Genomic DNA, 14,739 nt, shown 5'->3' with positions numbered 1-14,739 from the left:
TTTCGAGCCCCCCTCCTGCAGCGTTTCGCTTGCGCGGGACTGTCGCGGTACCCCGGTACGTGCGCGTGCCCAATCTCTCGGATTTGTCATATGTTCGCGCCGTGCCAGCACGTTAGGATCCCAACGATGTCCGGAGCCGAGCACGAGACCCCGACTGCCTCCTGCGCCCGCGTCGCGGGCGGGCGGTGCCCATGCTGAGCGGATCGGCGATCCTCAGGGTCGGCCTCCTGATCATGGCGGCGGCGGGTCTCGCCTGGATCATCCAATCGGTTTGGCTGCACGGCCCTGAGCCGGAGGCCGCTGCGCCGGCCGCCGCCACCGTGACGCCCGTCCGGCCGTCGGGCGCTGCATCCGCACCGCCTCCGCTCGCGCCGGTGCGCGTGGTGAAGCCGGCCGAGCCCGTACCGGAGCCGTCCCGACCGGTCGCCGAGGCGCCGCCTCCGGCCCTGCCCGCGTCGCCGCCCGCCGATTCCGCACCATCACCGGCCCCCGCCCCGGTCGCGCGGATGGCGCCGCCCGAGTCCGACCCGGTGGCCGAGGCGGAAGAGAACGCTCCCCCCGCGGCGGTCTCCTTGATCGACCTCAACACCGCCTCTCTCGCCGAGCTGAACGGTCTGAAGGGTGGCGGCGCCATCGGCCGGACGATCGTCCAGCACCGTCCCTACGCCTCCGTCGATCAGCTTCTCAGCAAGCGCGTCCTCAACCGCGCCACCTACCAGCGCATCAAGGATCAGGTGTCGGTGCGGTGATGGCCCGGCTGATCGGGGTACGGTGAGGCCGTCGCCGGAGGGCGCGCGCGGTTCGTGGAAAACCGCCGCCCGAGAGGCAACCGAGCGACAAGCGTGGCTCGGAGAAACCGGCGGATCGCTTTTCCGTCCACCGCACCCTGCATCCAACCCTGGCACAGCGCGCGTCGAGGCCCTAAACAGGGAAGACGATCCCGAAAAAGGCCGAGGCCGCTCCATGCAAACGACATCCGGCGCACCGATCCTCCGCCGGGATCTGGGCGTCGAGGAGACGACGGAATCCGACAACATCGTCCGTTGGGACGGCGAGCGGCTCTACGTCGAGCAGGATATCTTCCACAACGGCCAGCTCGTGCACCGCAAATACCGGCGCACCATCACCGAGCCGGTCGCCCGCGTCCTGCAATCGATCCTCAAGCGCTCGCAGCAATGAGGGCGACGGCGCTCGGCCTGCTCGCGGTGCTGGCCGCCACGCTCTCCTTGCCCCTCGCCGCCTCGCCCGTGGCGGCGCAGGTGCGGGTGACCTTCGTCGCACCCGAGCGCTACACCGATGCCCAGAACCGCTTCGGTTCGGGCCTGTCGCCGCGGGTCGTCTTGGCCGAGATGCGCCGCCTGTTCGAGACGCTCGGCAACCCGGTTCTGGCGCCGGGCCAGACGCTGGACATCGCGGTGCTCGACATCGACCTCGCCGGGCTCGATCAGCCGAGCTTCAGCGCGGCCCAGGGCGTGCGGGTGGTGACCGACATCACCCCGCCCCGCTTCCGCCTGCGCTACGCCCTGAAGGAGCGTGGCCGCACGGTGCTGGCGGCGGAGGAAGCCGTCAGCGACATCAACTTCCTGCTTCGCGCCAACCGCCTCTCGTCCGGGCAGACCTTCTTCTACGAGCGCGAGGTGCTGCGGGACTGGTTCCAGGCGCGCTTCGTGCAGCGCCGCCCGCCGCCGGGCTGATCCCGGTTTCGTCACACGCCCAACCTCCGCGCACCCGTCATCCCCGCGCCGTCGATGTCGGCCGTGGCGATCATGAGCCCTATCTGCGTCGATCGGCGGTGCCCTCGCCCGCGGGCTGCGGATACGGCTGCATCTGCTCTCTGTGGTCGACAACGATGACGCGCAGAGGCCGGGAAGGATACCGGAACGGAGCCAGGTCGATGGCAGTGAGTTGACGCTCTACATCACCCGCCGGCTTTCGCCGTGGCGTCCTCGCCCGGCCGGCGCTCGGGTTCGGTCGCTGGCGCGATGAGCCGGGCCTGGAGCGCCGCGGCTCGCTTCGTCGTCTCCGCCCGGAGACGCGCGTCACGGGTGATGAACGATGGAGAGGTTTGCTTGATCGCCCCGCCCCTGCGCTATCGCCTGATGCCCCGTGCCCTCACCGTGATCGTGCCGGAGCCGATCCGGTGAGACGGGTTGCTCACATTTCCGACCTGCACTTCGGACGCACCGATCCGGCGGTGGTCGAGGCGCTCGTGGCCGAGCTGAACCGCGATCCGCCGGACCTGATCGTGGCATCCGGCGACTTCACCATGCGGGCGCGGCGCAAGGAATACGCCCAGGCGCGCGCCTTTCTCGACCGGCTGACCGCGCCCTGGATCGCGGTGCCGGGCAACCACGACATCGCCTATTTCAAGCTCTTCACTCGCTTCTTCCATCCGTTCGGCCGCTACCGGCGCTTCATCGCGCGGGAGACCGAACCGACCTTTCTCGACGACGAGATCGCGGTGGTCTGCCTCAATACCGTGCGCACCTGGGCGCCGGAAACGGATTGGTCTCAAGGGAAGATCACCCGGGCGCAGATCGCCCGCACCGAGGAGCGGCTGGCGGCGCTGCCGAGTCACGTCTTCCGGATCGTGGTCGGCCACCATCCGTTCATGCCGCCGCCCTGGGACGCGGAGGCCCGCCTCGTCGGGCGCGCCGACGAGGCGCTCGACGCCTTCCGCCGCCACGGCGTCGGGCTCACACTCGCCGGTCATCTCCACCGTCACTATTCCCGCTTCGCCGAGGCACCGGAGACCGGCATCGAGCCGGGCTTGGTGAGCGTGGATCGTGGGACGGTGCGGGCGGGCGGCGGGCGGCTGCTCGCTGTGCAGGCGGGCTCGGCCACCTCGACGCGGCTGCGCGGCAACGAGCCCAACGCCTATAACCGCATCGTCATCGAGGACGGTCGGGCCACCGTCTCCGTGCGGGTCTGGACCGGCTCGGCCTTCGAGGATGCGCGGGAGGACGATTTGATGCCTGCCCCGGCGGAGGCGCAGGCCGGGCGCTGACCGCCCGGCCAGCCCACGGGATCAAGGCAGCGCCGTCTGCCGCGTGCGCTTGCCCGCAAGGCTGACGGCGAAGGCCACGGCAAGGTTGAGGGCGAGTGCCACCACGCCGATGTTGAGATCCTGCACCGGCCCCGGCAGGCCAGGGAAGAGCTTGGCCAGTGTGTACCCGCCGACCACCGTCACCGCCACCGCGGCCACCCCCGCCAGGATGCCGGCCATCGCCCCCGCCCGCGTGAGCGGGTTGTGGGTCCACAGGCTGAAGAAGAAGGCCGGGAAGAGCTGCGTGACGACCGCGTAGCCGATCAGCAGGAGCTGCACGATGGTCTCGCCGCCGTAGAGGGTAAAGCCGACGCAGGCGATCGCCAACAGCGGCGCGATCCCCTTGGCGAGCTTGCCCGTGGTTGCGTCGGTCGCGTTGCGCGCCAGCGGCCGGTAGAGGTTCTGCGCGATCAGCGTCGAGCCCGCGATCAGGATCATCGAGCCCGGCACCAGCGCGGTCAGTACGCCGGTGGCGCCGATGACACCGACGAACCATGGCGGGAAGGTCTGGAGCGCGATTCTGAACAGCGAGAGATCGACGTCCGGCCCCGTCAGCCCCGGCACCTGCAGCACCGCCGCGAAGCCGGCGAAGAATACGAACAGCAGCATGAGCTGGTAGAGCGGCAGGAACACCGCATTGCGCCGGAAGGTGCGCGCATCGCTCGCGGTGTAGATCGAGGCGAAGATGTGGGGGAACATCCAACCGCCCAGCGCCGTGAGCAGCGTGGTCGAGGCGAACCACGTCGCGCTCTGACCGCGATCGGGCAGCGCCAGGAAGCCGGGCTTGGCCGTATCGATCGCGGTGAACATCTCTCCGATGCCGCCGTAGTAGTGATAGGGCAGGTAGACGCCTAAAAAGATCACCACGAACAGGATCATGAAATCCTTGAGCACGGCCGTCCAGGCCGAGCCGCGCACGCCCGACACCATCACGTAGACTGTGAGCACCGCCGCGCCGATCCAGATCGCGAGCGTCTGTGAGATCGCGCCGTAGGAGGCTGTGGCGACGATGATGCCGAGCCCCTTCAGTTGCAGCACCATGTAGGGGACGAGCGCCACGATCCCGACCAGCGCGACGAGGATGCCGAGGCTCCGGCTGTCGTAGCGCGCCGCGAAGTAGTCGGGCTGCGAGAACAGGTTGCGCGCCTTGGCGAAGCGCCAGGCCGGCGGCAGGATCCAGTAGGAGATGACGTAGATCAGCGTCAGGTAGCAGAGGATGTAGTAGGTCGGCCCGCCCTTGCCGTAGGCCCAGCCCGAACCGCCGAGGAAGGTGAAGGTGGTGTAGATCTCACCCGCCATCAGCAGGAAGACGAGCAGCGTGCCGAAGCCGCGCTTGCCCACGCTCCACTGCTCCATGTCCATGTCGTGGCCCGAGCGCGCCCTGAGCCCTAAGCCGAGCGCCACCACGACGGCGAGCGCGATGATCGCAAGTGCGGCGTTCATGCCCCCTCCTCCGGTCCCCGGTTGGCGGGATCGGTGAGGTAGATCAGCCCCATGATCGCCGAGGTCGCGACCGTGCAGCCGACGAGCCATGCCAGCAGTAGCGGCATGCCGAGTACCAGCGGCTCGACCCGGTTGAGGAAGAACGGCCCGGCCAGCATCCCGAGGGCGGGCAAGGCCGCGAGCCATCGAAGCTGCTTCACCGCCGGGCCCTCCCCGGCGATGGTGTGCGGAAGTCTTTTCTGGTTTCGGTCATGCGCTTCCCGTCGACTTGCCTCGGGAGCATGAGGCAGAATTCGCACCAGCGCGAGAGCTGCCGCGAGGGTCGGCGCCGTCTTTCCCCCTCGAGCCGCCTTTCAAGCAGCCTCCTGGCGGCGGTCCAGCAGGGCCGGCAGGGCGCGCAGGTTGAGCGGCTTGGGCAAGAAGCCGTCGAAGCCGGCCGCGTAAGCCGCGGCGACGTCCTCACGCCCGCTGTTGGCGGTGAGCGCCACGAGGTGGAGCGGCGTCGCGCCGGTCTCGGCCGCGCGGGCGCGGATGCGGCGGGCGACCTCCAGGCCGTCGAGGCCGGGCATGCGGATGTCGATCAGCGCGAGGTCGAACGGCCCCTGCCCTTCGGCCGCCGCCAGCGCCTCGAGCCCATCGCGGGCGTGGGTCACCTCTGCGCCGAGCCGCTCCAGTGCCTTGGTGGCGAGCAGCGCGTTGATCGGGTTGTCCTCCGCCAGCAGCACGCGGCGGCCCGGCGCGGCGGTCTTGGCTCGTGGAGTCTCGGCCGGTGAGATCTTGGCCGGTGCGGGCCGACTCGGGCCGGGCTGGACCGGCGCGTCGGCGTCGCGCGCCGGGGTGGGCCGCGGCTCCAGCAGGCGGTCGAACAGCGAACGGGTGCGCACCGGCTTGATCAGGTAGCTGTCGAAGCCCGCCGCGTTCGGGGCTCCGAATTCCCGCCGGTCGAAGGGCGAGAGCAGGATCAGGCTGCAGCGCACGCCGCTTCGGGCGGCCTCGGCCGCGAGCCGCCGCACGGCGGCGTCGCCGAGGCTGCGGTCGGCGATGAGCGCGTCGAAGGCGACACCGGCGAGCGCGTCGAGGCCGGCTTCCGCGCTGTCCACGACCACCGCCGCCGCGCCCGAGCGGCTGAGCCGCCGGGCCAGGAACGGCGCCTGATACGGCGAGGCCGCCACGATCAGCACCTTGCGCGGTGCGAGGCTCGGAGTCTCGGGGAGCGTCGCGTCGTCCGCCGCCGGCAGCGGCAGCACGACCCGGAAGGTCGAGCCGCGTCCCACCGTCGAGCGCGCCTCGATCGTGCCGTTCATGCGCTCGACGAGGCGGCGGGTGATGGCGAGGCCGAGGCCCGTGCCCTCGTGGCTCGCGCTGTCGTCGCCCTGCTCGAATTCCTCGAACAGGATCGGGATGCGCTCTTCCGGGATGCCCGGCCCGGTATCCTCGACCGTGAGGACGAACCCTTCCCCCGGACCCTGCCCCTGTCGGGCGAGGCTGACGCCCAAACCGCCGGTTTGAGTGAACTTGATGGCGTTGCCGGCCAGATTCACGAGGATCTGCCGCACCCGGTCGGCATCGCCCACGCGTAAAGCCGCGAGGTCGTCGGCGATGTCGAGGGCGATCTCCAGGCCCTTGTCCTGCGCCCGCGGGGCCAGCAACTCGACCACGCCCTCGACCAGGGCGGCGACGTCGAAAGGTTCGGCGGCCAGATCGAGGCGGCCGGCCTCGATGCGGGAGAAATCGAGGATGCCGTCGACGAGGCCGAGCAGCGCCTTGCCGCTGGTGCGGAACGCCTCGACATAGGTGCGCTGCTCGGGGTCGAGCGGCGTGTCGAGCAGCAGGTCGGCCATGCCGAGGATGCCGTTCAACGGCGTGCGCAGCTCGTGGCTGACGGTGGCGAGGAAGCGGGATTTGGCGACGTTGGCGGCCTCCGCCCGGCTCTTCGCCTCGTCGAGGGAGCGCGCCGCCTCGACGCGCGCGGTGACGTCCTGGCCCGCTCTCAGCCAGTTCGGACCGTCGGCGCTGCCGGCCGCCGGCATATCGACGAAGGAGAACCAGCGCGGCACCCCGTCCACTGGCACCAGACGCTCCTCGACCACCCGCACACCGTCGGCGCGCTGCTCGCTCGCGCCGCGCTCGATCACCTGCGGGCTCAGCGTCGAGCCGATCAGTTCCAGCGGCTTCATACCGAGCAGCGCGGCAAACCCCTCGCTGGCGAAAGTGATCCGCCCCTGCGCGTCCCGCTGCACCACGGCCTCGGTCGTGGCCTCGACCAGCACCCGGTAGCGCTCCTCGCTTTCGGCGATCTGCCACAGCCGGTCCTGGAGCGCCTCCGTCGTGTCGGATTCCGGCACGACGAACTCGCGGCGGCGGAGCGACACCAGGATCAGCGCCAGCATCGCGGCCGCGATGCTCAAGCCCATCACGCTCACCGCAAGGGTCATCGGTTCCACGTCAGTCTCCCCAAGTCCGGCCGTTGCCGGACGCCGGCTCGTCAGGGGAGCGACAGTGCCAGCCGCGCGTGAAGCGCCGCTTGAGAAAGAGGCTTAAGGGGGGATGAGCGGGACCGCTCGATTGTTGCCGATGCGGTGCCGCCTTGCTTCAGCGACGACAAGGTCGCCGAAGCCCCCTCCCTGCAAGCGGGGCGAGGGGATGCACGCAACCGGTCCGATCCGTTCGGACCCGGCTCACACCTCCGGAAAACGCCTCAGCAGTGCGTCTCCATTGAGCCGGAGCGCGGCGCCGACCTCGGCCAGAGCCGCGTGCTCCTCGCGGCCGATGCCCTCGTGGTCGGCGACATCGGCAGCGATGAGGAAGACGTTGCGGCGCTGCTCCTCCGGCCGCTCGGCGATCGCGCCGATCCGCACGAGGTTCTCCGCGCGGCCGGCACGGGTGCGGGCGCGGCCGAGCCCCTCGTAGAGCGCGTGTTCCAGCATCAGGCTGTCGTAGCCCTTCTCGATGATCGGGTTCGCCCGGATGCCGGCGAGCGCCGTCTCGAATTCCTCGGTCATCAGCTCGCCGTCGGCGACCGCGACGTTGGCGCAGGCCGAGACCGCCGCCTGCATCAGCGTCTCGTCGCCGGCATAGGCCTTGAGGGTGGTGCGGAAGCGCTCGACCGCGTCGTGAAGAAGGCCCATGACCTGAACGAAACCCTGCCCGACAAAACCTGATCTCAGAGCCCGGACAACGGGGATGCCGGTCAAACGATCCGCGCGCTGTCCCGCACCCGCGCCTCGGCCGCCTCGATCGCCTCCGGCGTGCCGACATGCAGCCACTGCCCGTCGAGGCGCAGGCCCTGGAGCCGGTTGCGTTGGATCGCCCGGTCGAACAGCAGGGTGAGCGAGAACGACCCCTCCGGCGTGTCGGCGAACAGTTCCGGCTTCACGATCGCCACGCCGGCATAGATGAAGGGCGCGACCTCGCGCTCGCCGCGCCAGGTCAGCCGGCCGTCGGCGTCCATATAGAAGTCGCCCGCCCCGTCGTAGCCGAGGCTCGTCGCAGTCGGGGCGACGAGGAGCAGGATGTCCGTCGTGTCGGGGTTCCAGGCCTCGATCAGCCGGCCGAGATTGGGCCGCGGCCCCTCCAGCCAGAACGAATCCGAGTTGAACACCACGAAGGGTTCGCCGTCGAACCGGTCGAGCGCCTTCTTCACCCCGCCGCCGGTCTCCAGCAGCGCGTCCCGCTCGTCCGAGACGACGATGGCCGGGGCTCCCGTGCGGTGGGAGAGATGGCCCTCCATCAGGTCGGCGAGCCAGTGCACGTTGACCACCGCGGTCTCGATGCCGCCCGCTGCCGCCCGGTCGAGGGCGTGGTCGATCAGCGCCTTGCCGGCCACCTCGACGAGGGGCTTGGGCAAAGTCGCAGTGATCGGGCGCATGCGCTTGCCCAGGCCCGCCGCGAGCACGAAGGCGCGGGTGACGTTTTTTTGATTTTGCTCGTCGCTCATCACGCGCTCACGGGCCGGTTCGAGAGGTGCGCTCAGGGCGCGGCGAGGTCGATGTCCGGCCGCGGGGCGACGAGGCTCGGCAGGTGGGTCTCGTGCCACGCCCGCACCGAGGCCAGCGCCGGATGGGCGAGGTTCCGCGCAAGGTAGCCCTCGATCCGTGGCAGGTGGGCAAGGTAGCCTGGCTTGCCGTCGCGCTTATCGAGCCGGGCGAAGATGCCGAGGATCTTGGTGGCGCGCTGCGCCGCCAGCACCGCATAGGCGCGGGCGAAGGCCTGCATGTCGAAGCCGATATCCCGCCCGCGGCGCTCGCGGATGTAGAGGCCGAGCAGGCGCAGCTCGAAATCGGCGCTGGCATCGACCCGCGCGTCCTGGAGCAGCGAGGCGACGTCGTAGGCCGGATGACCCATCACCGCATCCTGGAAGTCGATGACCCCGACCCGCTCGAGACCGGTCCGCTCGGGGAGCCAGATCAGGTTGGGCGAGTGGTAGTCGCGCAGGGTCCAGGTGGCGGGCTCGGCGATTAGGTCCTTCAGCGCCTCGGCCCACAGGTCGCGGAAGGTGCTCCGCGCCGCCGGTGACAGGCTCGTGCCGCGGATCGCGGGCGCGTACCATTCGGGCAGCAGTTCCGCCTCGAACAGCAGGGCCTCGAGGTCGTAGGGCGGGATGACGTGGTCGATCCCCTCGCTCACCGGCACGGCCGTCGGCAGATCGGTGGCATGGAGCTTGGCCAGCAGCCGGACGGCCTCGGCGTAGCGCTCGGGGCGCGGCGCGCCGCTCTCGATCACCGGCTCGGCGCCGAGATCCTCCAGGATCAGCAGCCCGGCATCGAGGTTCTCGCCCAGGATCTTCGGCGCGGAGAAGCCGATCGCGCGCAGCGCCCGGTCCATGCCGACGAAGGCGTGGACGCTCTCGGCGAGCTTGACCACGGCGCTGTAGGGCTTTCCGTCCTTCACCGGCGGCCCGTCGGGCCGGGGCGGCGAGATCATCAGCACGGCGGTCTCGCCGCCCGGCTTCACCAGCCGCTCGTAGGCGCGCGACGAGGCATCGCCCTGCATCAGCACCCGGTCGGCCTCGTCCCAGCCGCTGCGGGCGAGCAGGGCCCGGATGGCGCGGGCGCGTGTCAGCCGCTCGCGCATCTCGTCCGTGCCGTCGATCCGCACGAGGCGGGCCTCCTCGCCGAACTCCGCCCGCAGGGACAGTTCGACCATCAAGGTGGGGTTGTCGCGGGTGCCCAAGCGCTCGGGCCACTCGACCAGGGTGATCGCGGTCTCGGAGAGTTCGTCGAAGCCGAGTTCCACCAGTTCGTCGGGCCCGCGCAGGCGGTAGAGGTCGGCGTGGATCACGCTGCGGCCGGTGCGGGTCTCGTAGGGCTGGATCAGGGTGAAGGTCGGGCTCGGCACTTCGAGCCGCGGATCTCCGGCCAATTCGCGGATCATCGCGCGGGCGAGCGTGGTCTTGCCCGCGCCGAGCCCGCCGGACAGGGCCACGAGATCGCCGGGCATGAGGATGCCGGCGAGGAACGCGGCCATGTCCTCGGTCGCACCCTCCTCGGGCAGCAGCACCTCCCAGGCGGCGCGCCGCGGCGTCGCTGCCGGCTGCGCCTCGCCTTGCGACGGGCCGGGCCGCGGGCTTCCCGCCATGCCGTCCGGATCCTCGCTCAACGCCCCAATCCTCCGCAACGCCGCGAACGGCCACCCCGATCAGGGTTAAGCCTCAACCCTTCTAGCGGGGGATGTTTAACCATTTTCAGCAGCCGCGGTGAGCCCCGCCCCTCGGCGTCGGCCAATCTCATCCCGATTCCGTGAACGCCCGGTCCTACTCGGCGGCCTCGGCGAGATCGCCATTGCCCGGCGGCGGCTCTACGGGAAAGAGGCAGGTGACGCGCGTGCCCGTCCCCGGTGCCGAGTGGATCTCGACCCGGCCGCCGTGCAGCTCGACGAAGGAGCGCACGATCGAGAGGCCGAGGCCGACGCCGCGATGCTTGGTGCCCAGTGTGTTGCTCTCGAACCGGTCGAACACCCGGTCGATGACCTCGGGCGCGATGCCGCGTCCGCGATCGGTCACCGTCAGGCGCAGCGCCGTCCCCTCACGCCGCGCCTCGACGCGGACCTGCTGTCCGGGCGCGGAGAAGCCGACCGCGTTGGAGAGCAGGTTGAACAGGATCTGGCGTACCCGCTTGCCGTCGGCGAACACGCTGCCGACCCCCTCCGGCACGTCGAGGTCGAGGCCGATATCGGATTCCGCCAGCCGATCCTCGATGCCGCGGATGGCGGCCTCCACGGTCGCGCGCACGTCGATGGTCTCGCGCTGGAGTTCGAGCGAGCCGGCATCGATCGAGGCGAGGTCGAGGATGTCGTTGATGATGACGAGCAGCGCGGCCGACGAGCGCATGATGTGCTCGGAATATTCGCGCTGACGCTCGTTCAGCGCCCCGACCGTCTCGTCGCCGAGGAGCTGGGTGAAGCCGATGATGTTGGTGAGCGGCGAGCGCAGTTCGTAGGAGACGTGGTGGACGAAGGTGTCGCGCAGTTGCGAGGCGCGCTCCAGGGCGTCGTTCTTCTCGGTCAGCGCCCGCTCCACGTTGGCGCTCGCTGTGACGTCGATGAAGGTCAGCAGCGTCGCGCCGAGCGGCAGCGGCTGCGAGGAGCAGTCGAGCACCGTGCCGTCGTTGATGTCGAGGCGGCAGCTATGGCCGCTGCGGGTCTCGGACAGGCCGGTGACCGATTGGCGGATGCCGGCCCAGGGGCTCTGGTCCGGGGTCAGCGCCCGGCAGGCGGCGATCACCGCATCGACATGCGGCTTGCCCGCGAGCGTCGCCGGGTCGAGGCGCCAGGTCGCGGCGAAGGCGCGGTTGGCCACCGTCAGGCGCCCGTCGGCGCCGAACACCGCCACCGGCTCCTTGAGGGCTTCCAGGGTCTCGGCCTGCTCCTTCATCAGCGCGTCGTAGCGCGAGGCGAGCTTCATGCTCTCCGAGACGTCGTGGTAGAGATAGGTCAGGCCGCCCTGCGGGTTGGGGTCGGCGACGACGCGCAGCGTCCGCCCGTCGGGCAGGTACCAGGGCGTGTCGGTGGGCTCGACCGCGCGGTAGGCGGCGAGCACATCGGTCTTCCACGAACGGAAATCGGCCTGCTCGGGCAGCTTGCGCGCGGCGCGCAGGCGGTCGAGGATCTCGCCGTCGAGCGGGCGGCCTTCGAGGAAGGCCGGGTCGAGGTCCCACAGCCGCTGATAGGCGGCGTTGTGGAAGATCAGGCGCTGGCGCGCGTCGAACATCGCCACCGCGGTCGGCAATTGGTCGAGGGTGCGGACATTGGCGTCCATCTGCCGCTGCAGGTCGGCCCGTACGCTCTCCAGCTCCGAGACATCGACGGCGATACCGACCCGGCCGGTTTCCAGCGTGCTCTCGCTGACATCGAGGGTGCGGCGCGCGCCCGCCACCACCGCCGAGAGGCGCAGGGCCTGGGCGGGCAGGCCCGGCCGGCGTGCCTGCCGGACGATCTGTTCGCGGGCGCCCCGGTCGAGCAGTTCGAGGCCGTGGCTCAGGGCGGCCTCGCGGTTCGGGGCCTCCACGGCGGCGGCGTAGGCGGCGTTGACGAAGGCGAGCGCCCCGTCCGGACTCCGGTGCCAGATCGGCTGCGGCAACGCGTCGAGCAGGCCCGCCAGCGCGGACAGGCCGCGTTTGGCCTCCTCCAGCGTGTGGCGCAGCTCGATCAGCTCGCGGCGCTCGTCGGTGGTCTCGCGCAGGCGCAGCAATGCCCGCCCGCCGACCGCCTGACCCTGCGCCTCGATGTAGCGCCCGGCCAGGCTGCGTAGGTTCATCCGGAAGCCGGTGCCGCGCTCGCGCAGCGTCGCGACGGCGGAGTCGAGCAGTTGCGCGTCCTGCGGCGCGAGCCACGTGCCGAAGGCAAGCAGGTGCCGGGAGCCGCCCTGAAGCCCGCGCGGATCCTGATGTCGGGGATCCTGATGTCGGGGATCTTGATTTCGCAGATCCTGGGCAAAGCCCGCATCGCCCACGATCGCCGGCTCGCCGCGCCCGGCCCAGGCGACGAGGACCTGACGCTCGGAATGGAGCAGCATCTCGGCGCGGTCATGTGCGCCGCGAAGGTGGGCGAGTTCGTCTTGAAGCGCGCGCTCCTTGCGCGTCCAGCCGACGCGCTCGCGCAGATAGACCAGCGACAGGATGGTCGCGAACAGGATCAGGCCGAGGACGACGGCGAGGCCGGCCACGTTGTGCGTCTGCATCGCTCCCAGCATCGGCCTCGCTTCAATGGACGGAGCGCCCTCGGCGAGTGCCGCGACCGGTGCCGCGACGACGAGGACGCCGACGCGCGACAGGGCGCGCGCCGCCCGTTCCAGACCCATGTCCCGCCCCCACCCCAAACCCGGCACGCTCCGCAGGCCCTCGGGCCCACGCCTGGAAAGCTCCCGGACGGCACCGGGCAAATACCCACCGCCGCGACCGGCTTGCCGCCGCCGCGCGGGCACCTGCTTCCGAAGATTCGCGCCACTGTAACGCGGGGTCGATTCCGCCTGGAAGCGCCTTTATGGCCCGGAACCCGTCGGCTCTGCATTCCGGCGCCACACAGCACCCAAAAGCCACACCGCCAAAATCGGCACTTGACGAATTTTTAAGACTTTCGGGGCGTCGGGCTAGGGCCGGCATCTGACTTCGCGCCGCCGCGGCGACCGCCAAAACAGATTCGCGGCCACATCCGTCACCTGCCGCACCTGCGGCGGATGTCGCCGAAACGCAAAGAAGCCCGGCCATGGGCCGGGCTTCCTCGCGAATCTTACGCTGAGCGGCACCAGGCCTCCGATTTCCTGCGCGGAAGCCGAAGGCCCGACGGCCGATCAGTAGCGGTAGTGCTCGGGCTTGAACGGGCCGGTCTGCGACACGCCGATATAGGCGGCCTGATCGGGGCGGAGCTTGGAAAGCTTCACGCCGATCTTCTCGAGGTGCAGCGCCGCGACCTTCTCGTCGAGGGCCTTGGGCAGGGTGTAGACCTGACGCTCGTACTTGCCGGGGTTCGTCCAGAGCTCGATCTGGGCGAGCGTCTGGTTGGTGAAGGAGGCCGACATCACGAAGGACGGGTGGCCCGTCGCGTTGCCGAGGTTCACTAGGCGGCCCTCCGAGAGGAGGATGATGCGGTGGCCGTCGGCGAACTCGATCTCGTCGACCTGCGGCTTGATGTTCTGCCACTTGAGGTTCTTCAGGCCGGCGACCTGAATCTCGTTGTCGAAGTGGCCGATGTTGCACACGATCGCACGGTCCTTCATGGCCCGCATGTGCTCGATCGTGATGATGTCCTTGTTGCCCGTGGCGGTCACGAAGATGTCGGCGCGGGGCGCCGCGTCTTCCATCGTGACGACCTCGTAGCCTTCCATCGCCGCCTGCAGGGCGCAGATCGGATCGATCTCGGAGACGAGCACGCGGCAGCCGGCGTTGCGGAGCGAAGCGGCCGAGCCCTTGCCCACGTCGCCGAAGCCCGCGACCATCGCGACCTTGCCGGCCATCATCACGTCGGTGCCGCGGCGGATGCCGTCGACCAGCGACTCCTTGCAGCCGTAGAGGTTGTCGAACTTCGACTTGGTGACCGAGTCGTTCACGTTGATCGCCGGGAAGAGCAGCTTGCCCTCCTTGGCGAGGTTATAGAGGCGGTGCACGCCCGTGGTGGTCTCCTCGGAGACGCCCTTGATCGAGTCGGCCAGACCCGCGAACCAGCCCTTCGGCTTCTCGGCGAGCTTCTTCTTCAGGAGCGCGAAGAAGACCTCCTCCTCCTCGGATTCCGGCTTGTCGAGGAAGGCGGTGTCGCCGTTCTCGGCGCGCAGGCCCAGATGGACGAACATGGTGGCGTCGCCGCCGTCGTCGAGGATCATGTTCGGCATTCCGCCGTCATGCCAGTCGAACAGCTTCGAGGTGTAGTCCCAGTACTCGGTCAGGGTCTCGCCCTTCACGGCGAAGACTGGGATGCCGGCAGCGGCGATGGCGGCGGCGGCGTGGTCCTGGGTCGAGTAGATGTTGCACGACACCCAGCGGATGTCGGCGCCGAGCGCCTTCAGGGTCTCGATCAGCACCGCGGTCTGGATCGTCATGTGCAGCGAGCCGGCGATCTTGGCGCCCTTCAGCGGCTGCGACGCGCCGTACTCGGCGCGGGTCGACATCAGGCCGGGCATCTCGGTCTCGGCGATCGAGATTTCCTTGCGGCCGTAATCGGCCAGCCCGATGTCCTTGACGATGTAATCGTTGGCAACTGCCATCTCGGTATCCCTTTTCAGTCGTGGCCGGCGCGAAACGACCAATCGTTTCGGCACTTCA

12 protein-coding genes are annotated in these 14,739 nt (G+C 69.9%); 4 read left to right on the top strand and 8 right to left on the bottom strand.

Annotation, left to right across the window (positions count from 1 at the left end; all coding sequences use genetic code 11):
* The first annotated feature begins 191 nt into the window (after positions 1 to 191).
* From MKK50_RS00610 to MKK50_RS00595, 4 genes are all read left to right on the top strand, one after another.
* Positions 192 to 749 (top strand): ComEA family DNA-binding protein, encoded by a 558-nt coding sequence (locus MKK50_RS00610; protein ID WP_499019668.1) that lies wholly within the window; start codon positions 192 to 194, stop codon positions 747 to 749.
* Positions 750 to 963: 214 nt separating this feature from the next.
* Positions 964 to 1,179, top strand: coding sequence for a hypothetical protein (locus MKK50_RS00605; RefSeq protein WP_056197498.1), 216 nt, complete (start codon positions 964 to 966; stop codon positions 1,177 to 1,179).
* A complete protein-coding gene (locus tag MKK50_RS00600; RefSeq protein ID WP_499019667.1) occupies positions 1,176 to 1,694 on the top strand; it encodes a DUF3016 domain-containing protein in 519 nt (172 codons plus the stop codon). Before MKK50_RS00605 ends, MKK50_RS00600 begins: the two co-directional genes overlap by 4 nt.
* A 446-nt stretch (positions 1,695 to 2,140) precedes the next feature.
* Positions 2,141 to 3,007 (top strand): metallophosphoesterase family protein, encoded by an 867-nt coding sequence (locus MKK50_RS00595; protein WP_499019666.1) that lies wholly within the window; start codon positions 2,141 to 2,143, stop codon positions 3,005 to 3,007.
* Positions 3,008 to 3,028: 21 nt separating this feature from the next.
* Here MKK50_RS00595 and MKK50_RS00590 read toward each other — a convergent pair whose 3' ends face one another.
* The 8 genes from MKK50_RS00590 to ahcY form a co-directional block, all read right to left on the bottom strand.
* Positions 3,029 to 4,489 (bottom strand): sodium:solute symporter family protein, encoded by a 1,461-nt coding sequence (locus MKK50_RS00590; protein ID WP_499019663.1) that lies wholly within the window; start codon positions 4,487 to 4,489, stop codon positions 3,029 to 3,031.
* The gene (locus MKK50_RS00585; protein WP_253369112.1) at positions 4,486 to 4,689 is read right to left on the bottom strand and encodes a DUF3311 domain-containing protein; all 204 of its coding nucleotides are present in this window, start codon (positions 4,687 to 4,689) and stop codon (positions 4,486 to 4,488) included. The genes MKK50_RS00590 and MKK50_RS00585 overlap by 4 nt, the downstream gene beginning before the upstream one ends.
* A 153-nt stretch (positions 4,690 to 4,842) precedes the next feature.
* Positions 4,843 to 6,924 carry an ATP-binding protein gene (locus MKK50_RS00580; RefSeq protein ID WP_499019720.1) on the bottom strand — a complete coding sequence of 694 codons (2,082 nt, stop codon included), beginning with the start codon at positions 6,922 to 6,924 and terminating at the stop codon, positions 4,843 to 4,845.
* A 243-nt stretch (positions 6,925 to 7,167) separates the two neighbouring features.
* Entirely contained in the window at positions 7,168 to 7,617 is a 450-nt protein-coding gene (locus MKK50_RS00575; RefSeq protein WP_003606025.1) for a tellurite resistance TerB family protein, read from the bottom strand.
* 62 nt (positions 7,618 to 7,679) lie between these two features.
* Complete coding sequence (locus MKK50_RS00570; protein ID WP_499019661.1) at positions 7,680 to 8,426, bottom strand: nucleotidyltransferase family protein; 747 nt, start codon at positions 8,424 to 8,426, stop codon at positions 7,680 to 7,682.
* A 32-nt stretch (positions 8,427 to 8,458) separates the two neighbouring features.
* A complete protein-coding gene (gene tsaE / locus MKK50_RS00565) occupies positions 8,459 to 10,087 on the bottom strand; it encodes a tRNA (adenosine(37)-N6)-threonylcarbamoyltransferase complex ATPase subunit type 1 TsaE (protein WP_499019660.1) in 1,629 nt (542 codons plus the stop codon).
* Between the two features lie 154 nt (positions 10,088 to 10,241).
* Positions 10,242 to 12,785, bottom strand: coding sequence for a sensor histidine kinase (locus MKK50_RS00560; RefSeq protein ID WP_499019658.1), 2,544 nt, complete (start codon positions 12,783 to 12,785; stop codon positions 10,242 to 10,244).
* A 489-nt stretch (positions 12,786 to 13,274) separates the two neighbouring features.
* On the bottom strand, positions 13,275 to 14,681 hold the full coding sequence (gene ahcY / locus MKK50_RS00555; RefSeq protein WP_003606448.1) for an adenosylhomocysteinase: 1,407 nt from the start codon (positions 14,679 to 14,681) through the stop codon (positions 13,275 to 13,277).
* Between the last annotated feature and the right edge of the window lie 58 nt (positions 14,682 to 14,739).

The organism is Methylobacterium sp. J-043, from assembly GCF_022829505.1.
GTDB lineage: Bacteria > Pseudomonadota > Alphaproteobacteria > Rhizobiales > Beijerinckiaceae > Methylobacterium > Methylobacterium extorquens_A.
The sequence above is the reverse complement of the archived record's forward strand: the minus strand, read 5'-3'. Positions and strand labels throughout refer to the sequence as shown.